The following is a 23,374-nucleotide window of genomic DNA, read 5'->3' on the forward strand; positions in this document are numbered from 1 at the left end:
CGTTTTGCAGCGCCGAACGGGAACGCCTTACTGCGAGAAGTCGAGCGCGTTGGTCAGATCGCCCATCTTCTGCGCGCCGTTCGATACCAGCGCGGCGTCGCGCGCGGCGATGCCCGGCAGCGTCGGCAGGCTGAAGCGCTTCGTGATGAAGCGCAGGATCGACGTCGTGTCGTACTGCGTGTGATCGACGAAACCCTTCTTCGCATACGGCGAGATGACGAGCGCCGGAATGCGCGTGCCCGGACCCCAGCGGTCGCCCTTCGGCGGCGCAACGTGATCCCAGAAGCCGCCGTTTTCGTCATAGGTCACGACGACGACCATGTTCTTCCACTGCGGACTCTTCTGCAGATGGGAGATCAGATCGGCGATGTGCTGGTCACCCTGCGCGACGTCCGTATAACCGGCGTGCTCGTTCAGGTTGCCCTGCGGCTTGTAGAACGCGACTTGCGGCAGCGTGCCCGCGTCGATCGCCTTGATGAATTCCGAGCCGTTCGTGCCGCCATCGAGCAGATGCTGCGCGCGGTTGGCCGTGCCCGGTGCGAGGTCGGAGAAATAGTTGAACGGCTGATGGTGCGTCTGGAAATCCGGCACCACGTTGGTTGCGCCATTGATGACCGAACGGTCCGCCAGCGCCGCGCCCCACGAGCCGCCGTACCACGCCCAGCTCACGCCGGCGCTGTTCAGCAGGTCGCCGATATGCTGTTGCGTCTGCGGCGGCAACGTCGTGGCCTGGCTCGGGTCCGCGAGGTTCGGATCACCGCCCGTCGCCGGCTTGTTGCCGCTCGGCTGATACGGCGGCTGCATCGTGTTGATCGCGAAGAAGTCGGGCGTGAGGTTGCCCGAATTCACGAACAGCCCTTGCGTGTTGCCGGTGAGCGCCGAACCCGCCGCCTTCGCGAGCTTGAGCGAGACGCCGTCGGCGTTCACGGCGGAGATCGAGCTGGCGGCCACGCTCTTGTCGGCGTTCGGATAGACCGGCGTGCAGGCGCAGATCAGCCACTGGTGGTTCAGGAACGAGCCGCCGAACGCGCCCATGAAGAAGTTGTCCGCCAGCGTGTACTGCTGCGCGATCTTGTAGAGCGGCAGCTTGTCCGGCGGCGTGTCGTAGTGGCCCATCACGAGACCGCCCGAATCGCCCCATGCGGCGAACTTGTCGTTCTTGCCGCCGTCGATCTGCATCTGGTTCTCATAGAAGCGGTGATACAGATCGCGCGTGGTGACGTTGAGCTGCGTGTTGAAGCCATTCGGATCGTCGATCGCGAACGGTGCGTTCGGCAGGTTCGCCGTCATCGCTTCGGTGATCGCGGGCGTCACGCCGGTCGCCGTCAGGCCGGTCCAGATCTTCGGCAGCGTGGGCAGCACGCTGCCGTCGCGGTCGAGCTGTTGCGCGCTCGCCGCCGTCACGTTCTGCAGGCCGTTCGCGCCTGGAAAATGCCCGTAGAGATTGTCGAAGCTGCGGTTTTCCGCGTAGATCACGACGACGTTCTTCACCGACGAGATGTCGTTGTCTTGATGATCGTCGCCGCCGCATGCGTAGAGGCCGAATGCAACGGTGGCCGCGAGCGGCACCGCGCAAACGAGTTTCTTGTTCATTGAGATTCTCTCTTGTGTTGGGGACCGGCGCATGACGCGGGCTTCGTCGTCGGAAAGCCTTTGCCGCCGGCGTGCGCAGTGTCGCAACGCAAGTTGACGCAGCCATGTAATAAGGCTTTCGTTTGCGTAATGTTTGCTTAATAAATTTCGCGCGGCGGCTCCGGCATGAACGCGTCGGTGCTTGTCACATGAAAGACACACGTGCGACATACGCTTCGGCATCTTTCAATTCCGATGCCCCACGTCCATGTCTTCGATGCGTCCGTCGTTCGTCCTGCGCACTTTCGCGCTCACTGCGCTCATCGCACTTTCCGCGGCGATGAGCGGCTGCGATTCCCATGCGGCGGGCACGAACGCGAGCACGCCGGCGCAGGCGCCCGCCGCGCCGCAAGCCCAATCGCGCGCGGCCGTATTCGCTCACGTGAAGCAGATGACGTCGCTCGGCGAGAAGCTGTTCTTCGATCCGTCGCTGTCGGGGTCGGGCAAGCTCGCTTGCGCGTCGTGTCATAGCCCGAGCCACGCGTTCGGGCCGCCCAACGCGCTGTCCGTGCAACTCGGCGGCAACGACATGCATCGGCCGGGCTTTCGCGCGGTGCCTTCGCTCAGGTACCTGCAATCGGTGCCGGCGTTCACGCGCCACTTCCATGATTCCGACGACGAAGGCGATGAAAGCGTCGATGCCGGCCCGACCGGCGGCCTGACCTGGGACGGCCGCGTCGATCACGGATCGGACCAGGCGCGCATTCCGCTGCTGTCGTCGTTCGAGATGGGCAGCACGCCCGCCAAGGTCGCAGCGGCGGTGAAGGCGTCGCCCTATGCCGACGACTTCCGCAAGGCGTTCGGCGATCATGTCTTCGACAGCGACGACCGTGCCTTCGCCTCGGTGCTGGAGTCGCTCGAAGCGTTCGAGCAGACGCCCGCGAAGTTCTATCCGTACACCAGCAAGTTCGACGCGTTTCTCGCGGGCCGCGCGAAACTCAACGACGCCGAGATGCACGGCCTCCAGCTCTTCAACGACGAGAACAAGGGCAATTGCGCGTCGTGCCACATCAGCCAGCGCGCGAAGGACGGCTCGCCGCCGCAGTTCAGCGACTTCGGCCTGATCGCGCTCGGCGTACCGCGCAACCGCGCGCTGCCGATCAATCAGAACGCGCATTTCCACGATCTCGGCGCATGCGGTCCGGAGCGGCGCGACCTGAAGGGCCAGGACGAGTACTGCGGCATCTTCCGCACGCCTTCGCTGCGTAATGTCGCTACGCGCAAGGCCTTCTTCCACAACGGCATCTATCACAAGCTGGAAGACGTGGTGCGCTTCTATGTCGAGCGCGACACCAATCCGGAGAAGTTCTATCCGGTCTCGAAGAAGGGCGTCGTCGAGAAGTTCGACGATCTGCCGAAGCGCTACTGGGCCAACATCAACACCGATCCGCCGTTCGATCGCAAGAAAGGCGACAAGCCCGCGCTCGACGAGGCCGAGATCAGGGACGTCGTCGCGTTTCTCGATACGCTCACGGACGGCTACGATCCGGCGAAGGACAAGGACGCGCAAAAGGGCACCGGCATCAACCAGATGACATCGGCGGCAAACTGAGATGGCGCGGGCTGCGACGCCCGCGCATCATGCTATTCTCGTTGCACCCGATGGCTGTGAGGCCACGGACGGACACACCATCGCAACGAGGAGAATCTCCATGCCGATTCGAGATCGAGCGCTCGCTCACGCCTGCATCCGGACGATCGCGGCAGCCGCGCTCGTCGCCGTGAGCGCGGCCGCTTCCGCCGCCAATCTCGGCTTTCTGAACGACACGCCGATCAGCTACATGAAGCAGCGTGATTTGCAGGCGCTCAACAGCGCCGCGCAGGTCGCGCTCAATACGAAGAAGGACGGCGAGTCGCTCGACTGGGACAACAAGGGCACCGGCAATACGGTGCCGATCAAAGGCACGGTGACGCCGCAAAACAGCTTCGAGTCGGACGGGCTCAAGTGCCGCAAGCTCACGCTGGTCGCGGAGGCGAAAGGGCAGACGCAGACCTGGACGCCGAGTGCCTGCAAGGCGAGCGACGGCAAGTGGAAGCTCAAGAAGCAGTGATGAACCGGAAACGCAATCGATGACCGGCCGCGGCGTATCGTGCGGCGTGGTCATCCTGAACGCGCAGGGCGACGTGCTGCTGTGCCACGCGACCGAAACCACGCACTGGGACGTGCCCAAGGGCGCCGCCGATCCCGGCGAGAGCCCGCGCGAGGCGGCGTTGCGCGAACTCGTCGAGGAGACGGGAATCGTGCTGCCCGCCGAGCGGCTCAAGGATCTGGGGCGCTTTGTTTATCGTCGCGACAAGGATTTGCATCTTTTCGCGGTGCGCGTGAGCGAGCAGGAAGTGCGGCTCGAAAACTGCGTGTGCGAATCGTACTTTCCGCGCTATAGCGACGGCACGATGATCCCCGAGATGGATGCTTACCGCTGGGTCAGTCCGGCGGAAGTCGATGCGTTTGCGAGCCGCAGTCTCGCGCGGCTGTTTCAGACTACGTTATCGCTCGTGGAGCTGCATGAGACGCTGTAATCAATCGACCGTCCGATCATTGGGATTGGCAAAAAGCGCCTTCATCTCCGCCGACATCGGGAATTGCAGGTTCATGCCGTCGGGAGGAATCGGCCGCATGAACCAGGTGTCATAGAGCTTCGTGGCCTCGCCAGAGCGCTGCATATTGGCGATCACATCATCGACGATGCGCTTGAACACCGGGTCGCCCTTTCTCATCATGCAGCCGTACGCTTCGTTCGCAAGCGATACGCCGGTCACCACGTATTCGCCGCGCGCAGCGCCTTCCTGCGCGATCTTGCCGTAGAGCAGCGGGTCGTCCATCACGAACGCCACGGCGCGATCCGACTTGAGCGCGGCAAACGCCTCCGCGTGATCGCGCGCGCTGATGATGCGCAGATTCAGGTTCTTGTCGATGCTCATCTGCCGCAACATGCGCTCATCCGACGTGCCCGCCGTGGTCGCGACGGTCTTGTTCGCGAGGTCGGCGTAATCGCGGATGCCGGACTTCTTCTTCACGGCCATGCGGATGCCGTACTGAAAGAAGCTGTTCGAGAACGCGACGAGCGGATCGCGCTCGGCCACGTGCGCGGTCGAGCCGCATTCCAGATCGACCTGATTGTTCACGACATACGAGATGCGGTTCGCCGACGTGACCTGCACGTTCTTCACCGCGAGATTCGGCATGCTGAGGCGCTTCTTGACTTCGTCGACGACTTTCAGCGCGATGTCGTACGAGTAGCCGACCGGCTGCTGCTTCACCGTGTACGAGAACGGCACCGACGATTCGCGCGTGCCCAGCACGATCGCGCCGTTCTCGGCGATCTTGCGAAGCGTCGCGGACGGCGGCATCTGGTCGACGGCGGCCTGCGCCGTGGCGAGCTCGGCCGCGTTGGCCGCATGCGCGCCGGCGGACGCGAGCGCGAGGCAGGCGGCGAGGGCGGCGCTTCGTTGCATCCGTGAGCGGTGCGCGAAGGAATGCGGCAGCTTCATGAATGTCCTCGATAGAAGCGCGATCGACTGCCGCGCCGCGTACCAGATGCGATGTCTCAGGCCGGCTTGCCCCAGCTGTCGCGCAGGCTGACGATGCGGTTGAACACCGGCTTGCCGGGTTGCGAATCCACCCGGTCCGCGACGAAATAGCCGTGGCGCTCGAACTGGAAGCGGTCTTCGGCGTTCGCGTCGCGCGCGCTCGGCTCGAGATACGCGTTCACGACGCGCTTCGAATCCGGATTCAGCGCATCGAGGAATTCCGCGCCGCCCGCGCCGGGCTGCGGCTCCTTGAAGAGACGGTCGTAGAGGCGTACTTCGGCCGCATACGCGGTCGCCGCGCTGACCCAGTGAATCGTGCCCTTCACCTTGTAGCTGTTCGCGCCTTCGGTGCCCGACTTGCTGTCCGGGAAGTAGTTGCAGTGCACGGCGATCACGTTGCCGTTCTCGTCCTTGTCCGCGCCCGTGCATTCCACGATGAAGCCGTACTTCAGGCGCACCTTGTTGCCCGGGAAGAGACGGAAATAGCCCTTCGGCGGCGTTTCCTGAAAGTCTTCGCGCTCGATCCACAGTTCACGCGAGAACGGGAACGCACGCACGCCGCGATCCGGATGATGCGGATGCACAGGTGCGCTGCACGGCTCGCTCTGTCCTTCCGGATAGTTGTCGATGATGAGCTTCAACGGATCGAGCACCGCGATCGCGCGCGGGGCTTTCTCGTCGAGATCATCGCGCAGTGCGCCTTCGAGCACGCTCATGTCGATCCACGAATCGACCTTCGTGACGCCGACGCGCTCGACCATCAGGCGGATGCTTTCCGGCGTGAAGCCGCGCCGGCGCACGCCGACGATGGTCGGCATGCGCGGATCGTCCCAGCCGTCGACGTGATTGTCCTGCACGAGCTGCAACAGCTTGCGCTTGCTCGTGATCGCATACGTGAGGTTCAGGCGCGAGAACTCGATCTGCTGCGGGAGCGGACGCTGAAACACGCCGTCGTCCGCGAGTTGCGCGAGGAACCAGTCGTAGAGCGGACGATGATCCTCGAACTCCAGCGTGCACAGCGAATGCGTGATGTTCTCGATCGCGTCCGACACGCAGTGCGCGTAGTCGTACATCGGGTAGATGCACCAGGTGTCGCCCGTGCGGTAGTGATGCGCGAAGCGGATGCGGTAGATCACCGGATCGCGCATGTTGAAGTTCGGCGAGCCCATGTCGATCTTCGCGCGCAGTACGTGTTCGCCTTCCTTGAACTCGCCCGCCTTCATGCGGCGGAAGAGGTCGAGGTTCTCTTCGGGCGTGCGCTCGCGATACGGCGAATTGATGCCGGCTTCCGTGGCCGAGCCGCGCGTCGCGCGCATCTCGTCGGCGGTTTGACTATCCACGTACGCCTGGCCCTTCTTGATGAGCATCTCGGCGAACTCGTACAGCTTGTCGTAGTAGTCGCTCGCGAAGTACTTGTGCTCCGCGCCTTCCTTGTTCCAGTCGAAGCCGAGCCAGGTCACGGCGTCGATGATCGAATCGACGTATTCGACGCTTTCCTTCTCGGGGTTCGTATCGTCGAAGCGCAGATGGCACACGCCGCCGTAATCCGCGGCGAGGCCGAAGTTCACGCAGATGCTCTTCGCATGGCCGATGTGCAGATAGCCGTTCGGCTCGGGCGGAAAGCGCGTCTCGACCCGCTGCGACCATTTGCCGGAGCGGTTGTCGTCTTCGATGATGTTGCGAATGAAATTGGATGGCGCCGGAGCGTCGTTGCGATCGGTGTTCATGCGAAAGAGAGTGCCAGCGGATGCGCTCGCGCGCGTGAAACGGTTCGGGAAGCGTTCCTCGAGACCGGTGCGGCTCGGAACGCGTGCGAATGACTTGAATATTGGGTCGATTCTACCTTACGCAACCATCGGAGGCAGGCCGAGAGGGCGTTCGTCGCGCGATTCGCACAGTCGGCTCGTTTCGCGAGTTCCGTTACACGGATTACGCGCGGCAACGCGCTTCGTAACCGCCGTAACGGGACGTAAATCGCGTTGAAAGGCTCGGGTCCGCAATTTTAAGATCGGCTCGCCTGCATCGACATCACAACGACAATACAAGGAAGCCCATCATGAAGAAGATCGTCATCACGACGCTCAAGTTCGCCGCCGCAGCCGCGCTCGTGTCGAGCCTCGCAGCCTGCGCGAACGTCTCGCGCCAGCAGGCGCACGCCGGCGTCGGCGCGGCCGCGGGCGGCGCGCTCGGCTATCTGGTCACGGGCGGGCCGATCGGCACCGTCGCGGGCGCGGCGGCGGGCGGGCTGATCGGCGCCGGCGTCCGTTGATATCCGCTCAGATGGCCTTCGACGCCCGCAAACGCGCGATTTTCGCGTCGTCGTAGCCGAGCACGTCGGCGAGCACGCTCGACGTGTGCTCGCCCAATAGCGGCGGATGCGTGCGCGCTTCGGGCGGCGTCGCGCTCATCTTGATCGGGCTCGCGACGAGCTTCACGGCGCCGGCCGTCGGATGCGGCAACTCGATCTGCATCTTGCGCGCGAGCACCTGCGGATCCTCGAAGACTTCGCCGAGATCGTTGATCGGGCCGCACGGCACGCCGGCGGCTTCGAGTTCCGCGATCCATTCGTGCTTGCCTTTCAGCCGTACCATGTCCGCGAGGATCGGCACGAGCATGTCGCGGTTGCGCACGCGCGACGGGTTCGCCGCAAAGCGCGCATCGTCCGCGAGTTCCGCGCGTCCGCCCACTTCCACGAACTTGCGGAACTGCCCGTCGTTGCCCACCGCGACGATGATCCAGCCATCGCTCGTCTGGAAGGTCTGATACGGCACGATGTTCGGATGCGCGTTACCCCAGCGCACCGGCGGCTTGCCGCTCGCGAGGAAATTGGTGTTCATGTTGGCGAGCATCGCGACCTGCACATCCAGCAGCGCCATGTCGATGTACTGCCCTTCGCCCGTGCGGTCGCGGTGCGCGAGCGCCGTGAGCACGCCGATGGTCGCGTACATGCCGGTCATCAGGTCCGCGATCGCCACGCCCGCCTTCTGCGGGCCGCCGCCGGGCTGGCCGTCGCGCTCGCCGGTGATGCTCATGAAGCCGCCGATACCCTGCACGATGAAGTCGTAACCCGCGCGCTGCGCATACGGCCCCGTCTGCCCGAAACCGGTGACCGAGCAATAGACGAGGTCCGGCTTCACCGCCTTCAGCGATTCATAGTCGAGCCCGTATTTCTTCAGTTGCCCGGCCTTGTAGTTTTCCAGCACGACATCGCTTTGCGCGGCCAGCTCGCGCACGATCTGCTGGCCTTCCGGCGTGGCGATATCCACCGTCACGGAACGCTTGTTGCGGTTCGCCGCGAGATAGTACGCGGCCTCGTGCGTGTCCTCGCCGGCGGGCGTTTTCAGATAGGGCGGGCCCCAGTGGCGCGTGTCGTCGCCGGTTTCGGGCCGCTCGATCTTGATGACGTCCGCGCCGAAATCGGCGAGGGTCTGCGCGCACCACGGTCCCGCCAGCACGCGGGTCAGGTCCAGCACGCGGATATGGCTCAAGGCTCCCATTCGTCGGTTCGCTCGCTCAAATTGTCTCCGGACTGCGAATGTCGCACAGAACCGCCGCGCGCGCGATAGCGGACAAGCTGCACGCCCGGCCGCACGCGGCGAATCCCGTATAATCGACAATCACCCTTGCCACGCCGGCCCAGACTCGTCGCGAGCCGCCCGCGGGTACCATCAAAGAACCGAAGACACGCCCCGTACGCCATGAAAGCCGCCGAAATACGCGAGAAATTCCTGAAGTTTTTCGAATCGAAGGGCCATACGATCGTCCGTTCGTCGAGCCTCGTGCCCGGCAACGACCCGACGCTGCTCTTCACCAACTCGGGCATGGTCCAGTTCAAGGACGTGTTCCTGGGCAGCGAATCGCGTCCGTACTCGCGCGCGACCACCGCGCAGCGCAGCGTGCGCGCGGGCGGCAAGCACAACGATCTGGAGAACGTCGGCTACACCGCGCGCCATCACACGTTCTTCGAGATGCTCGGCAACTTCTCGTTCGGCGATTACTTCAAGCGCGACGCGATCCACTATTGCTGGGAACTGCTGACCAAGGTGTATAACCTGCCAGCAGAAAAGCTCACGGTCACCGTCTACAAGGAAGACGACGAAGCCTTCGACATCTGGGCGAAGGAAATCGGCGTGCCGGTCGAGCGCATCATCCGCATCGGCGACAACAAGGGCGCGCGCTACGCGTCGGACAATTTCTGGCAGATGGCCGACACCGGCCCGTGCGGCCCGTGCTCGGAAGTGTTCTACGATCACGGCCCGGAAATCTGGGGCGGCCCGCCGGGATCTCCTGAAGAAGACGGCGACCGCTTCATCGAGATCTGGAATCTCGTGTTCATGCAGTTCAACCGCGACGCCCAAGGCAACATGACGCCGCTGCCCAAGCAGTGCGTCGATACCGGCATGGGCCTCGAACGTCTCGCCGCCGTGCTCCAGCACGTCCACAGCAACTACGAAATCGATCTGTTCCAGACGCTCATCAAGGCTGCGGGCCGCGAAACGAATACCGCCGATCTGGAAAACAACTCGCTGAAGGTGATCGCCGATCACATCCGCGCGTGCTCGTTCCTGATCGTCGATGGCGTGATCCCCGGTAACGAAGGCCGCGGCTACGTGCTGCGCCGGATCGTGCGCCGCGCGATCCGTCACGGCTACAAGCTCGGCAAGAAGGGCGCGTTCTTCAACAAGCTGGTGGCGGATCTCGTCGCGGAAATGGGCGCGGCGTATCCGGAACTGAAGGACGCGCAACAACGCGTGACTGATGTGCTGCGTCAGGAAGAAGAGCGCTTCTTCGAGACCATCGAACACGGCATGTCGATTCTCGAAGGCGAACTCGCGGATCTGGAAAAGAAGAACGTCAAGCAACTGGACGGCGAACTCGCGTTCAAGCTGCACGACACTTACGGCTTTCCGCTCGACCTCACGGCGGACGTGTGCCGCGAGCGCGGCGTGACCGTCGACGAACCCGCCTTCGACGACGCCATGGCGCGTCAGCGCGACCAGGCGCGCGCGGCGGGCAAGTTCAAGATCGCGGCGGGCCTCGAATACTCGGGCGCGAAGTCCACTTTCCACGGCTACGAGAAGGAACTCTTCGACGACGCGAAGATTCTCGCGCTGTATGTCGAAGGCGCATCGGTGAATGAGGCGAAGGACGGCCAGCAGGCGGTCGTCGTGCTCGATCACACGCCGTTCTACGCGGAATCGGGCGGCCAGGTCGGCGATCAGGGCGTGCTCGCGAACGCGACCGTGCGCTTCGCCGTCGCGGATACGTTGAAAGTGCAGGCCGATGTCGTCGGTCATCACGGCACGGTCGAGCAGGGCACGCTCAAGGTCGGCGATGTCGTGAAGGCGGAAATCGACGGCATTCGCCGCGCCCGCACCGCGCGCAATCACTCGGCCACGCATTTGATGCACAAGGCGCTGCGCGAAGTGCTCGGCGGCCACGTGCAGCAGAAAGGCTCGCTCGTCGATGCCGACAAGACGCGCTTCGACTTCGCCCACAACGCACCGATGACCGATGACGACATCCGCCGCGTCGAGCAGATCGTGAACAACGAGATCATCGCGAACGCGCCGGGCGTCGTGCGCGTGATGTCGTACGACGATGCGGTGAAGGGCGGCGCGATGGCGCTGTTCGGCGAGAAATACGGCGATACCGTGCGCGTGCTCGATCTGGGCTTTTCGCGCGAGCTGTGCGGCGGCACGCACGTTCAGCGCACTGGCGATATCGGCTTCTTCAAGATCGTGATGGAAGGCGGCGTCGCGGCGGGCATTCGCCGCGTCGAGGCGATCACCGGCGACAACGCCGTGCGTTACGTGCAGGAACTGGATCAGCGCATCAACGCGGCGGCGGGCGTGCTGAAGGCGCAGCCTTCGGAGCTCACGCAGCGTATCGCGCAGGTTCAGGAGCACGTGAAGTCGCTGGAGAAGGAACTCGGCGCGTTGAAGTCGAAGCTCGCTGCGAGCCAGGGCGATGAACTCGTGTCGCAAGCCGTCGATGTGTCCGGCGTGCATGTGCTCGCGGCGCAACTGGAAGGCGCTGACGTGAAGACGCTGCGCGAAACCGTCGACAAGCTGAAGGACAAGCTCAAGAGCGCGGCGATCGTGCTCGCCTCGGTGGACGGCGGCAAGGTCAGCCTGATCGCCGGCGTCACGGCGGATGCGTCGAAGAAGGTGAAGGCGGGTGAGCTCGTCAACTTCGTCGCGCAGCAAGTCGGTGGCAAGGGCGGCGGGCGTCCGGACATGGCGCAGGCGGGCGGCACCGAGCCTGCCAATCTGCCGGCGGCGCTCGCGGGCGTGACAGGCTGGGTGCAGCAGCAGCTTTAATCGCTCATTCGTCCTTCGACGAAACGGCTCGATCTCTTTCGGATCGGGCCGTTTTTCTTTACAGCCTGTCAGGCACACCGCGTGCAACGCTCCCAGCATTTCAACCAGAAAAGGGAGATGCATCATGAATCGAAAATTCGCATTGATCGTACTGACTTCGGCCATGCTCGCCGCAACCGGCGCCGCGCAGGCGAAGGGCTGCATCGAAGGCGCGGCGGTGGGCGGCGTGGCGGGCCACGTCGCGGGCAAGCACGGCACGGCGGGCGCGGTGGGCGGCTGCGCGATCGGCCATCACGAAGCCAGCAAGAAGGACAAGAAGGCGCAAGAGGCCAACGCGGCGAGCGCGCCCGACAGCAAGTAGTCGTTCTGGCGGACCGGCGACGCCACCACGCGCGCCGGTCCGAGCCGCTAGAATGGCCGGATTGCCGGCCGCGCGGCGCTACTCCGTCGCGCGCCTCGTTCACGACAGGCCATCACAGCGATCCCATGACAGCGCCCACGGACCCGATCCAGCACTTCGCCTCCGACAACTACGCGGGCATCTGCCCAGAAGCGCTGCAAGCGCTCATCAACGCCAACACGAGCGGCCACGAACCCGCTTACGGTGACGATTCATGGACGGCGCAAGTCTGCGACCGCATCCGCGATCTTTTCCAGACCGATTGCGAAGTCTTCTTCGTCTTCAACGGCACGGCCGCGAATTCGCTCGCGCTCGCGTCGCTCTGCCAGTCGTATCACTCGGTGATCTGCCACGAACTCGCGCATATCGAAACCGATGAGTGCGGCGGCCCCGAGTTCTTCTCCGGCGGCTCGAAGCTGCTCACCGCGAAGGGCGAGAACGGCAAGCTCACGCCCGATGCGATCGAGGAACTCGTCACGAAGCGCGCGGACATCCATTATCCGAAGCCGAAGGTCGTCGCGCTCACGCAGGCGACGGAAGTCGGCACCGTCTACACCGTCGAGGAAATTCGTGCGATCGCGGCGATCGCCAAACGCCGGCATCTGAAGGTGCATATGGACGGCGCGCGCTTCGCCAACGCCGTCGCGACGCTCGACGTGCATCCGTCGGAAATTACATGGCGCGCGGGCGTCGACGTGCTGTGTTTCGGCGGCACGAAGAACGGCTTGCCGGTGGGCGAGGCGGTCGTGTTCTTCGACAAGGCGCTCGCCGCCGATTTCGCGTATCGCCTGAAGCAGGCGGGGCAGCTTGCATCGAAGATGCGCTTCATCTCCGCGCCGTGGCTCGGCCTGCTCGACAACGACGTATGGCTGCGCAACGCGCGTCACGCCAACGCGATGGCGCGGCTCATGGCCGAACGCCTCGTCGAGATCCCCGGCGTGAGTCTGCTCTTCAAGCCCGAATCGAACGCGGTATTCGCCGAACTGCCGGCGCACGTCGCGGCGGCGCTGCGCGCGAAGGGCTGGCGCTTCTATCAGTTCATCGGCTCGGGCGGCTGCCGTCTGATGTGCGCGTGGGACACGAAACAGGAAACGGTCGAACGCTTCACCGACGAAGTGCGCGCGCTCTGCGGACCGCGCTGAACCCCGATTGACAGGCTCGCCGCGCCGCTCCTAACATGCCCGCACACCATCCAAGGCGCGCTCGCGGATCATTGCCACAAGACGAATCCGCGCGAGGCGAGCGCGGAGGATTATCGGCGCATGCTGACGGAGTCGCTCTGAATGACCAAACCCGTACCCACGCGGCGCGCGGACTACGCGCACTTTCTCGCGATCAGCACGCGCTGGTCGGACAACGACGTCTATGGGCACATCAACAACGTCGTCTATTACAGCTATTTCGACACCGTCGTGAACGAGTATCTGCTGCGCGCGGGCGTGCTCGATTTCAGCGAGGGCGAAACCATTGGCCTCGTCGTCGAGACGCGCTGCAATTTCTTCGCGCCGGTCGTGTTTCCGGAACCGGTCGAAGCGGGCTTGCGGGTCGAGAAGCTCGGCAACACGAGCGTGCGCTATGAAGTGGCGATTTTCACGCAAGGCTCGGACGTCGCCGCCGCGCAAGGGCATTTCGTGCATGTCTACGTGGATCGCGTGACGCGCAGGCCGGTGCCGCTGCCCGCGCCGCTCGTCGATGCGCTGAAGCCGCTCGTCACCGGCTGAGGGTCGCGCCTTGCTTCAGTGGGTCTGCGTGAGTCTGCTCAACGGCGTGAGCGTGGGATTGCTGCTCTTCATGTTGTCGGCAGGCCTGACGCTGATTTTCTCGATGCTCGGCGTGCTCAACTTCGCGCATGCGAGTTTCTATATGCTCGGCGCGTATGTCGGGCAGGCGCTCGCCGCGCGTGGCGGTTTCTGGTTTGCGTTGATCGTCGCGCCGGTGGTCGTCGGCGTCGTGGGCGCGTTGTTCGAGCGATGCTTGTTGCGACGCGTGCATGCGCGCGGCGCGCTCGCGGAAATGCTGCTCACGTTCGGCGCGGCCATCGTGATCGGCGAGGGCGTGAAGCTCTTCTGGGGACTCGGGCCGTTGCCCGCGACGATTCCGCGCGTGCTCGACGGTCCGCTCTTCACGCTGTACGGCGCGTCGTTCGCGCGCTATCGCGTGTTCATGATGTCGATCGCCGTGCTGATGCTCGGCGCGCTCTGGCTCGTCTTGCGCACGTCGAAGACGGGCCTCGTCGTGCGCGCGGCGCTCACGCATCCCGCTACCGTCGAAACGCTCGGCCATGACGTGCCGCGCGTATTCACGACCGTCTTCGGCGTCGGAACCGCGCTCGCCGCGCTCGGCGGCGTGATTGGCGCGCCGCTCGCCGTCATCGAGCCAGCGATGGCCGATGCAATGGGCCCGATCGTGTTCGTTGTCGTCGTGATCGGCGGGCTCGGGTCGCTGGGCGGTGCGCTCGTCGCGTCGCTTCTGATCGGTTGCGTGCAGACCTTCGCGGTGGGGGCGAGCGCATCGGCGGGCAGCATCGCCGCATCGCTCGGTGTGACGCTGCCGCCCGCGTGGGGCGCGTTGACGGTCGCGCAGCTCGCGCCCGTGCTGCCTTATCTCGTGCTCGTCGCGATGCTGGCGGCGCGCCCGCGCGGGCTTTTCGGCGAGCGCACGCGCGATGTCTAGCTTCTTCGCGCTCATTGCCGCGCTCGCGCTGCCGCCGCTCTTCTCCGATCAATCGTGGCTGCTCGCGTACTTCGCTCAGACCGCGACGCTCATCGTGTTCGCGCTTTCGTACAACCTGCTGCTCGGCGAAACCGGCTTGCTCTCGTTCGGCCACGCCGTGTATTCGGGGCTCGGCGCATTTGCCGCAGCGCATGCGTTCAATCGCTTCGGCGTGCCGTTGCCGCTGTTGCCATTGACTGGCGGATTCGTCGCGACGTTCGCCGCCATCGTCTTCGGCGCGATCTCGACGCAGCGCGCGAGCACATCGTTCGCGATGATCACGCTCGGCATCGGCGAACTGGTCGCCGCGTGCGTGTGGCTCGTGCCGGGCTGGTTCGGCGGCGAGGGCGGCGTGACGATCGATCGCGCGAGCGGGCCGCCGCTCTTCGCGTGGACCTTCGGGCCCTTGCGCGAGGCTTATGTGCTGATCGCGTGCTGGTGTGTCGCAGCGGCGCTCGCGATGTTCGCGTTCTCGCGCACGCCGATGTGCCGCCTCGCCAACGCCGTGCGCGACAATCCCGCGCGCGCCGCGTCGATCGGCTTCGCGCCGCGTCGCGTGCGCTTCACGATGCTCGTCGTGTCGGCGTTCTTCGCGGGCATCGCGGGCGTGCTGGCGCTGATCAATGTCGAACTCGTGTCGTCGGAAAGCGTGGGGCTGGCGCGTTCGACGAGCGTGCTCGTCGCGACGGTGATCGGCGGCGCGGGCACGTTCTTCGGGCCGGTGATCGGCGCGGTGCTGCTGACTTTTTTCAGCGTCGCGGTCGCGAGCGTGAGCGCCGCGTGGCCGATGTATCTCGGGCTCTTTTTCATGTGGGTGGTGATCGCCGCGCCGCAAGGCGTCGCGGGTTTGCTTCGACGCGATGTGCGAACGCTCAGCATCGGCGCGTTCAGCGCGATGCTCTGGGGCGTCGCGGTCGTCGTGCCGGTCGAAGCGCTCTATGCCGGACGAAGCGATGCGCGTACCTGGCTCATCGCCGCGCCGTGCGCGTTGCTGGGCTTGTGGCTCGCGCGGCGCACGAGGGCCACGCGATGAACGCCGCGCTCGAACTGCACGGCATCGCCAAACGCTTCGGCGCGACGCGCGTGTTGCAAGGCGTCGATCTGCGCGTCGCGCAGGGCGAGCGGCACGCGCTCATCGGTCCGAACGGGGCGGGCAAGTCCACGCTCTTCGATCTGATCTCGGGGCGCGCGCGGCCGGATGACGGGCGCATCGTCGCAAACGGAATCGATATCACGGGAAGGGCGCCGCAGCGCGTCTCGCGCTCGCTCGCGCGCAGCTTCCAGACGACGAGCGTATTCGGTGGACTATCCGTGATCGACAACCTGCGCTGCGCGGCGCTCGGTGCAGCCTCGGCGCGCTTCATCGACCGATGGCTGCCATCGCGAAGACTCGACGAACGCGCGCACGCGATGCTCGTTGCCATCGGCCTTGACGCGCACGCCGATGAACCCGCCGCGCGGCTGACCTACGCGGAGCAGCGCGCGCTCGATCTCGGCATCGCGCTCGCCACCGATGCGCCGCTGATCCTGCTCGACGAGCCCACCGCCGGCATGAATCGCGCGGAGGCGCAGCGCGCGCTCGCATTGATTCGCGCAACGACGGAAGGCCGCACGCTGCTCGTGATCGAGCATGACATGGATGCCGTGTTCGATCTCGCGGACCGCATTTCGGTGCTCGTGCAAGGGCGCGTGATCGCCACCGATGCGCCCGCCGCGATCCGTGCGAATTGGGATGTGCGGGAAGCGTATCTCGGCGGAGCGGCGTCATGAGCGCGCAACTGCGGATCGAGAATTTGCGTGCGTGGTATGGCGCGGCGCAGGTGCTGCATGGCGTGAATCTTTGCATCGGCGATGGTGAAGCGGTTGCGCTCGTTGGCCGCAATGGCTCGGGACGCTCAACGCTCGCGAAAGCCATCATGGGCCTCGTGCGATGCGAGGGCGAGATGCGCTATCGGGATGTCGCGCTCGTCGGTTTGCGGCCGCATCGCATCGCGCGGCTGGGTATCGGCTATGTGCCTGAAACGCGTGACGTGTTTCCCGCGCTCACGGTGCGAGAAAACCTCGTGCTCGGTGAGAGGAAAGGCTCGCGCTTCACGCTGCGCGATGCGTGTCGATTGTTTCCCGTGCTCGAAGAACGCGCGTCGGTGAGAGCGGGTGCGCTATCGGGCGGCGAACAGCAGATGCTCGCGCTCGCGCGCACGCTGGCGGGCGATCCTTCGCTCGTCGTCATCGACGAACCCGGCGAGGGGCTTGCGCCGCAAGTGCTTGCGCAAGTCGCCACGTGTCTTGCGACGCTGCGCGAACGGGGTGTCGCGATGCTGCTGATCGAAGAGCGCTTGACGATCGCGCGCAGGCTCGATGCGCGCGTCGCGGTGATGGGCCACGGGGCGATTCGGTTCGATGGGGCGTTGGGGGCGCTCGCGGCGGACGAGCGCGTCATGCGTGATTGGCTTTCGATAGGTTAGAGCGTGTTATCTATCTTGTCGCCGGATCCCGTTAGGGTGTTGGTTTATTAGCGTTGCCCCTGTGCGGGGCGGCAGTCACTTTCTTTGCTGCTGCAAAGAAAGTAACCAAAGAAACAGCTATCCCCATCCAAAGTACTTCACGCCGGCCCCGGCACAGGCGATCAGTCTTGGCACAGCAGTAGCGAGTGTCCTCGTAGGCCTAACCGGGCTTGGACCGCGCACGGTCTGACACATCGCACCGCTCGCGTGGCTGGTTCAGCACGAAATGGCTCCGGCCCGCTTCGCGGCCGACCGGTCCATCGGGACTGCATGTGCTTCCGCGTTTCTCTGTTCTCGTTGGTTTCCCTTGCATACCCAACGGCAGCGCGCAGCGCTGAGCCGGAACTGTTTCGTGCTGAACCAGCGCGCTCAAACGACTAGCTTGTCAGACCGTGCGCGGTCCAAGCCCGGTTAGACCTACGAGGGCACTCGCTACAGACGCCACGAACAACGAGAAGAACACCCAGATTGCGTGTGACCGCGGGCGTATCAGGCTGCTTTCTTTGGTTACTTTCTTTGCAGCAGCAAAGAAAGTGACTGCCGCCCCGCACAGGGGCAGTGCTAATAGACCGACACGAACACGGGATCCGGCGATAATCCTGCCGAAAACCCTCTAGGTCGAAGCCTTGCTATCCCGCTCCACGATCCACTCATGCTTCGGATCGTTCTTGAAGTGCCACGTGCGCTTGTTGCCTGCCATCACGTTGAGATAGTAGTTATCGTAGCCATACGGCACCACGACCGGATGATACCCACGCGGCACCATCACGACATCGTGATCTTCGACTGCCATCGTCTCGTCGAGATCGCGCTCGTCGGTGTAGACCCGCTGAAACGCGAAGCCTTGCGGCGGATTCAACCGATGGTAGTACGTCTCTTCGAGCGAACTCTCCACCGGCACATTGTCCTTGTCGTGCTTGTGCGGCGGATAGCTCGACGCGTGCCCGCCCGGCGTGCGTACTTCGACGACGAGCAGCGACTCCGCCGCTTCGGTCTGCGGAAGAATATCGCACACGTAGCGCGTATTCGCGTCCCTGCCGCGCGTCGAGCGCTTCATCTGCGAAGGCTCGATCAGACGCGGCGGATATTCGCCCTTCGCGGGCGCGCTCGCCACGCCGATTTGCGCGTCGCGCTCCGCACGCACGATCGCGGCGAGCTTCGGCGGCACATAGACCGCATACGGCGCGGCGTCCTCGAACACGCTGTCGCGCGAGCCGATCGACTGATAATGCTCGTCGCCCGCTTCGACGCTCACCGTGCCCGTCAACACGACGATGCAGCTCTCGCGATCCGCGTCGTACACGTGCACGACGTCGCCCGCATCGAGCCGATACGCCGCGAAGCCGACATGCTTCCAGCCCGCCGATTCGGGCGTGACGCGCGCAATGGTTTGTCCATCGCGCGATGCTTTCACTAGCAGACTCATGCTGCCTCCTTGAAGGTTCCGTCGACGAGTGCGCGCAGGGTGCGATAGCCCTTGTCGGCATAGGCATAGCTCGGCGCGATCACCGGGTCCTGCTCGGCTTCCACGACGAGCCAGCCATCGTAATCGTGCTTCGCGAGACACGCGATGATGCCCGCATAGTCGACGGCGCCATCGCCCGGCACGGTGAACGCGCCGTTGATGACCGCATCGAGAAAGCTCCAGTTGCGGTTGCGTGCGAGCTTCACGATGTCCGGGCGCACGTCCTTGCAATGCACATGGCGCACGCGCGCGATGTGCTTCTGCAGCACGGTCAGTGCGTCGCCGCCCGCGAAGGTGATGTGACCCGCGTCGAACAGCAGACCGACTGCATCGTTCGTCAGAGCCATCAGGCGATCGACATCGGCGGGCGTTTCGATATACGCGCCCATATGATGATGATAGGCCACGCGCACGCCGCGTGAGAGCGTGAATTCGGCGAAGCGGTTCAGACGGTCGGCGTATTCATTCCACTGTGTGTCGGAGAAGAAGCGCGGACGTTGGTAGAGGGGTTTTGGAGCGCTCTGGATCGAATTGGCTACTTCGCCGTAGACCATCGCCGTTGCGCCGTTTTTTGCGAGCAGGTCGAGGTGGGGGGTTGCGGCTTCGATCTCTTCTTCCACGCTGCGTTCTGCGAGCCTGCCTGAATACCAGCCGGAGACCAGGGCTAGATCGTATTGCTTCAGCAATGCCTTTAGCGACTCAGGCTCGCGCGGGAACTTGTTGCCTAGTTCGAAGCCCTCATAGCCGATCTGTTTGCCTTCGGTCAGGGCGGTGGACAAGGGTGTCTCGCCGCCAAGAGACGGCAGGTCGTCGTTCATCCACGACAGCGGGTTGATTCCTATGCGGATGTTTAGCGGCATCGGAGAGTCCTGTTTTGCGTTACGCGTTTGCTTCTGTGAAATCCATGGCATGGAAAGTGAAAGCCACCTCAACCCCGAGCCTCGATAGCCCGCTCATACTCCCCACGTGCCACGACTACCGCCGCGCGATCCGACACCTCCGGCACGGCCACTTCCCACCACCATCCACCTTCTTCAGTGGGCCGCGCAGGATCGGTATCGATAGAGATCAGATAACTACGATCCGCGCCGCGCGCGCGTTTCATCGCGGCTTGCAACTCATCGATATTCGCCACATGCTCCGACAAAGCGCCCAGCGATCGCGCATGCATCGCGAAATCGATCCGCGGCGCACCATGCGCGCCTTGCTTGCAATCGTCGATGAGATTGTTGAACGGCGCACCGCCGCACGCCTGCTGCAACCGGTTGATGCAGCCAAACCCGCGATTGTCGAGCAGCACCACGATTACCTTCGCGCCGAGCATGACGGAGGTCGCAAGTTCGCTATTCATCATCAGATAGCTGCCGTCGCCGACGATCACGATCACCTCGCGCTCGGGCCGCGCGAGCTTCACGCCGAGACCACCCGCGATCTCATAGCCCATGCACGAATAACCATATTCGACGTGATAGCCGCCCGGCTTCCCCGTGCGCCACAGCTTCTGCAAGTCGGCGGGCAGCGTGCCGGCCGCACACACGACGATGTCGTTCGCAGCCGAAGCATCGTCGGAGCGCTGCACTGCGCCGATGACATCGGCTTCGCGCGGCAGGAGGCCATCCGCAACCGGCGTGTTCGTCACATGTGCGACGGTCTCGCGCCAGTCGTTCGCGAGCCGATGCGCACGCGTCGTCCATTGCGGCGATGCGCGCCAGTCACCCAGCGCTTCGGACAGCGCAGCGAGCGCGAGACGCGCATCGGCCTGCACGGCGACGGCGTCCTGCTTCAGCGCATCGAACGGGTTGGCGTTGATCGCAATGAGCCGCGCCTGCGTGAAGAGCGTGTTCGATCCGGTCGTGAAATCCTGCAGACGCGTGCCGACAGCCAGCACGCAATCGCTCGCATGCGCGAGTTCGTTCGCGGCCGATGCGCCCGTCACGCCGATGCCGCCGACGTTCAACGCATCGTCCCATAGAAGCGCGCCTTTGCCCGCCTGCGTTTCCGCAACCGGAATGCCGTGCTTGTGCGCGAAACCGTGCAACGCATCGGTAGCAAGGCCGTACAGCACGCCGCCGCCCGATATGATCAACGGCTCGCGCGCCTCACGCAGCATCGTCGCCGCGCGCTCGATCTCGCTCGCAATCGGCGCGGGCGCGTGAAACTCGACGACGCGCGGCTCGAAGAACGAAGCAGGGTAGTCGAACGCCATCGCCTGCACGTCCTGCGGCAGCGCGAGCGTGACGGGGCCGCACAAGGCCGCATCGGTGAGCACGCGGATCGCGCGCGGCAACGCGCTCAACAATTGCGCGGGATGCACGATGCGATCGAAATAGCGCGACACCGCCTTCAATGCATCGTTCGCGGACACGCCGCCATCGTGACTGTCCTCGACTTGCTGCAACACCGGGTCCGGCGCGCGCGAGACGAAGATATCGCCAGGCAGAAACAACACCGGCAAGCGATTGACATGCGCGAGCGCAGCCGCCGTCACGAGGTTGGTCGCGCCCGGCCCGATGGACGTCGTCACGGCCATCATGCGCCGCCGCATGTGCGCCTTCGCATACGCGATCGCACTATGCGCCATCGCCTGCTCGTTGTGCGCGCGATACGTCGGCAATGCATCGCGATGCCGATACAGCGCCTCGCCGATACCCGCGACATTACCGTGCCCGAAGATCGCGAACACGCCACCGAACAGCGGCTCGCCGTGCTCGGTACGCAGCGCTGCGAGATAGCGCACGAGAGCCTGCGCCGCGGTCAGTCGAATCGTGGAACTCACGGCAGTTTCAGTTTGCGTTGCACGCTGGTTCATGCGGCCTGCTCCTGTTTGACCTGATGGTTTTCCACGTGCGAGGCGGAACGCGTATCGCGCCACGCGCCGATCAAGGCTTCGAACGTGCGGCGCACGCGTGCGATCAGCTCTTTGTCGTCGATCTCGTTGGCGAGCCACGCATGGCTCGGCTCATGAAAGATCGTGCGCCCGACCGTGAAGCCCCTGCATGTCTTCGACGATGCCGCCGCCTTGAAGCCGTCGCGCAACTGCTCGACGGCCGCCGACAGTCCGAGCAGCACGACGCCACGGCAATACGGATCGCGTTCCGCGATCAGCGCGTCGACCGCCTGCCACTGTGCAGAACTCATCGCTTCCAGCTTCCACCATTCCGGGTAGATGCCGAGGTTATAGAGACGCTTCAACGCGCGATGCACGGTGTCGTCATCGACGGGCGGACCGTTCTTCGGCACGATCACTTCGAGCAGCAATTCATTGCCGCTTTCCTGCACGGCGTCGTAGAGCGCGCGCAGTTGCGCTTCCTGTTCGAGACGCACGTCATGCGGATGATCGGGGTGATATTGCACCAGACACTTCGCGACCTGTTCGCGCGGCCATTGCGTGAGCGTCGTGCCGATCGAGCGGCCGTGATCGAACACGAGCGGCAACGAACCCGGCAGTTCGACCGGCCGTCCGATCCACCAGCCTCGCCCCGTCGCGGCGTTCAACGCGTCCTGACCGTATCGATCATCGATCAGTACGCCGATACGTCCTTCGAGCCCGAGCTCCTTCTCCGTCTGCGCGACGGCTTCGACGAACAGATTCTTCAACGTCGATATGCGTGCCTCGCTCGCGCCCGTTTGCTGCGCCAGATCGAAGAACTGGTTGCGATGATCGAACGCGAAGCCGAGCACTTCATTCCATTGCTTGCGGTTCGGGCTCACGCGATGCAGCCGCGCAAGCGTCGCGTCGCGGTCCGGGCGGCGCATGCGCACGGGGTCTTGTCGCGCGGCGTCGAGGAAGTAATCGAGTTCGGCGGGCGTGGGCATCGCGGGCGCGCAGCCATGACGCGACACCACGAGCGCGCCGCACGCGTTCGCCGTGCGCGCGCAGGCTTCCAGAGGCGCGTCGCGCAGCCAGCCGGACAGGAAACCGGACGCGAATGCGTCGCCCGCGCCGAGCACATTGAGCACGTCCACTTCGACGCCGCCGTGAATCGGCGCATCGTCGATGGAAGCGGGCACCGCGCCCTCGATGATCGAGCAGCCGAGCGGCCCGCGCTTCACGACGAGCGTTGCGCTCGTGACCTTGCGGACCATCGCGAGCGCATCGATCAGACGGTCCTTGCCGCCCGCGATCCGAAACTCCTCTTCGGTGCCGATCACGAGATCGATCAACGGCAGGATGCGTTGCAAGTGCGCGGTCACGCCTTCATTGGCGATGAAGCGCGTCTCGCCGTCCGCCTTGCCCGTCAAGCCCCACAACACCGGCCGATAGTCGATGTCGAGAATCGTGCGTACGTCATTGCGTCGCGCATGGTCCAGCGCGTGGCGGCTCGCGCGGTTCACCTGCTCGGTAGAGAAGTGCGTGCCAGTGATGAGCAACGCCTTCGACGACGCGATATACGCTTCATCGAAATCGCTTTCGTCGACGGCCATGTCCGCGCAGTTCTCGCGATAGAACACGAGCGGAAAGGTATCGCGGTCTTCGAGTCCGAGCAGCACGAGTCCGGTGAGCCGTTCGCGATCGACGCGCAAATGGCTCGTGTCGCAGCCTTCGCGTTCGAGCGTTTCGGTGAGAAAGCGGCCCATGTGATCATTGCCGACGCGCGCGAGCATCGACGATTTCAGACCCAGCCGCGCGCAACCGAACGCGATGTTCGCCGACGAGCCGCCGAGATACTTTGCGAACGTGGCCACGTCTTCGAGCCGCGCGCCGACCTGCTGCGCGTACAGATCGACGGCGATCCGTCCGAGGCAGATGATGTCGAGCGGGCGATCCGGCGCAAAGCGGGAGTGCGTGTGTTGTGTCATTGTGAAG

At 64.4% G+C, this 23,374-nt stretch carries 20 protein-coding genes; 12 read left to right on the plus strand and 8 right to left on the minus strand.

From position 1 onward, the window contains the following. Positions 1 to 27: 27 nt before the first annotated feature. On the minus strand, positions 28 to 1,593 hold the full coding sequence (locus AWB80_RS39670; RefSeq protein ID WP_061180080.1) for an acid phosphatase: 1,566 nt from the start codon (positions 1,591 to 1,593) through the stop codon (positions 28 to 30). A gap of 247 nt (positions 1,594 to 1,840) precedes the next feature. On the opposite strand from AWB80_RS39670, the gene AWB80_RS39675 reads away from it, so the two are divergent. From AWB80_RS39675 to AWB80_RS39685, 3 genes are all read left to right on the plus strand, one after another. Continuing rightward, positions 1,841 to 3,184: a cytochrome-c peroxidase gene (locus AWB80_RS39675; RefSeq protein WP_061180081.1), complete on the plus strand. Its 1,344-nt coding sequence runs from the start codon at positions 1,841 to 1,843 to the stop codon at positions 3,182 to 3,184. A gap of 100 nt (positions 3,185 to 3,284) precedes the next feature. Beyond that, on the plus strand, positions 3,285 to 3,683 hold the full coding sequence (locus AWB80_RS39680) for an RT0821/Lpp0805 family surface protein (protein ID WP_061180082.1): 399 nt from the start codon (positions 3,285 to 3,287) through the stop codon (positions 3,681 to 3,683). Between the two features lie 19 nt (positions 3,684 to 3,702). Then, complete coding sequence (locus AWB80_RS39685; protein ID WP_061180083.1) at positions 3,703 to 4,152, plus strand: NUDIX hydrolase; 450 nt, start codon at positions 3,703 to 3,705, stop codon at positions 4,150 to 4,152. On the opposite strand, the gene AWB80_RS39690 is transcribed toward AWB80_RS39685, so the two are convergent. Both AWB80_RS39690 and AWB80_RS39695 read right to left on the minus strand, forming a co-directional pair. After that, positions 4,153 to 5,124, minus strand: coding sequence for a transporter substrate-binding domain-containing protein (locus AWB80_RS39690; protein WP_061180084.1), 972 nt, complete (start codon positions 5,122 to 5,124; stop codon positions 4,153 to 4,155). It abuts the gene before it with no gap. Positions 5,125 to 5,180: 56 nt separating this feature from the next. Continuing rightward, complete coding sequence (locus AWB80_RS39695; RefSeq protein WP_061180085.1) at positions 5,181 to 6,890, minus strand: glutamine--tRNA ligase/YqeY domain fusion protein; 1,710 nt, start codon at positions 6,888 to 6,890, stop codon at positions 5,181 to 5,183. A 329-nt stretch (positions 6,891 to 7,219) separates the two neighbouring features. On the opposite strand from AWB80_RS39695, the gene AWB80_RS39700 reads away from it, so the two are divergent. After that, complete coding sequence (locus AWB80_RS39700) at positions 7,220 to 7,432, plus strand: hypothetical protein (RefSeq protein WP_061180086.1); 213 nt, start codon at positions 7,220 to 7,222, stop codon at positions 7,430 to 7,432. A 7-nt stretch (positions 7,433 to 7,439) separates the two neighbouring features. Here the strand turns inward: AWB80_RS39700 and AWB80_RS39705 are convergent, their stop codons facing one another. Continuing rightward, the gene (locus AWB80_RS39705) at positions 7,440 to 8,660 is read right to left on the minus strand and encodes a CaiB/BaiF CoA transferase family protein (RefSeq protein ID WP_061180087.1); all 1,221 of its coding nucleotides are present in this window, start codon (positions 8,658 to 8,660) and stop codon (positions 7,440 to 7,442) included. Positions 8,661 to 8,861: 201 nt separating this feature from the next. On the opposite strand from AWB80_RS39705, the gene alaS reads away from it, so the two are divergent. The 8 genes from alaS (at position 8,862) to AWB80_RS39745 (ending at position 17,063) form a co-directional block, all read left to right on the plus strand. Next, complete coding sequence (gene alaS / locus AWB80_RS39710) at positions 8,862 to 11,486, plus strand: alanine--tRNA ligase (RefSeq protein ID WP_061180088.1); 2,625 nt, start codon at positions 8,862 to 8,864, stop codon at positions 11,484 to 11,486. Between the two features lie 124 nt (positions 11,487 to 11,610). Continuing rightward, positions 11,611 to 11,847, plus strand: coding sequence for a hypothetical protein (locus tag AWB80_RS39715; protein ID WP_061180089.1), 237 nt, complete (start codon positions 11,611 to 11,613; stop codon positions 11,845 to 11,847). A 146-nt stretch (positions 11,848 to 11,993) separates the two neighbouring features. Further along, a complete protein-coding gene (locus AWB80_RS39720) occupies positions 11,994 to 13,028 on the plus strand; it encodes a threonine aldolase family protein (RefSeq protein ID WP_061180106.1) in 1,035 nt (344 codons plus the stop codon). Positions 13,029 to 13,169: 141 nt separating this feature from the next. Beyond that, entirely contained in the window at positions 13,170 to 13,607 is a 438-nt protein-coding gene (locus AWB80_RS39725; protein ID WP_061180090.1) for an acyl-CoA thioesterase, read from the plus strand. 70 nt (positions 13,608 to 13,677) lie between these two features. After that, positions 13,678 to 14,559, plus strand: coding sequence for a branched-chain amino acid ABC transporter permease (locus AWB80_RS39730; RefSeq protein ID WP_061180107.1), 882 nt, complete (start codon positions 13,678 to 13,680; stop codon positions 14,557 to 14,559). After that, positions 14,552 to 15,631 carry a branched-chain amino acid ABC transporter permease gene (locus AWB80_RS39735; protein ID WP_087131990.1) on the plus strand — a complete coding sequence of 360 codons (1,080 nt, stop codon included), beginning with the start codon at positions 14,552 to 14,554 and terminating at the stop codon, positions 15,629 to 15,631. Before AWB80_RS39730 ends, AWB80_RS39735 begins: the two co-directional genes overlap by 8 nt. Then, complete coding sequence (locus AWB80_RS39740) at positions 15,628 to 16,368, plus strand: ABC transporter ATP-binding protein (RefSeq protein WP_061180108.1); 741 nt, start codon at positions 15,628 to 15,630, stop codon at positions 16,366 to 16,368. The genes AWB80_RS39735 and AWB80_RS39740 overlap by 4 nt, the downstream gene beginning before the upstream one ends. Next, complete coding sequence (locus AWB80_RS39745; protein WP_061180092.1) at positions 16,365 to 17,063, plus strand: ABC transporter ATP-binding protein; 699 nt, start codon at positions 16,365 to 16,367, stop codon at positions 17,061 to 17,063. The genes AWB80_RS39740 and AWB80_RS39745 overlap by 4 nt, the downstream gene beginning before the upstream one ends. Positions 17,064 to 17,715: 652 nt before the next feature. Here the strand turns inward: AWB80_RS39745 and iolB are convergent. The 4 genes from iolB to AWB80_RS39770 form a co-directional block, all read right to left on the minus strand. Beyond that, the gene (iolB, locus tag AWB80_RS39755; RefSeq protein WP_061180093.1) at positions 17,716 to 18,528 is read right to left on the minus strand and encodes a 5-deoxy-glucuronate isomerase; all 813 of its coding nucleotides are present in this window, start codon (positions 18,526 to 18,528) and stop codon (positions 17,716 to 17,718) included. After that, positions 18,525 to 19,427 (minus strand): myo-inosose-2 dehydratase, encoded by a 903-nt coding sequence (gene iolE, locus AWB80_RS39760; RefSeq protein WP_061180109.1) that lies wholly within the window; start codon positions 19,425 to 19,427, stop codon positions 18,525 to 18,527. The genes iolB and iolE overlap by 4 nt, the downstream gene beginning before the upstream one ends. Before the next feature lie 68 nt (positions 19,428 to 19,495). Further along, positions 19,496 to 21,376, minus strand: a complete 1,881-nt coding sequence (gene iolD / locus AWB80_RS39765; RefSeq protein ID WP_061180094.1) for a 3D-(3,5/4)-trihydroxycyclohexane-1,2-dione acylhydrolase (decyclizing) — start codon at positions 21,374 to 21,376, stop codon at positions 19,496 to 19,498. Further along, positions 21,373 to 23,367 carry a bifunctional 5-dehydro-2-deoxygluconokinase/5-dehydro-2-deoxyphosphogluconate aldolase gene (locus AWB80_RS39770; RefSeq protein ID WP_061180095.1) on the minus strand — a complete coding sequence of 665 codons (1,995 nt, stop codon included), beginning with the start codon at positions 23,365 to 23,367 and terminating at the stop codon, positions 21,373 to 21,375. Before AWB80_RS39770 ends, iolD begins: the two co-directional genes overlap by 4 nt. Positions 23,368 to 23,374: the final 7 nt, after the last annotated feature.

Source organism: Caballeronia pedi, from assembly GCF_001544915.2.
GTDB lineage: Bacteria > Pseudomonadota > Gammaproteobacteria > Burkholderiales > Burkholderiaceae > Caballeronia > Caballeronia pedi.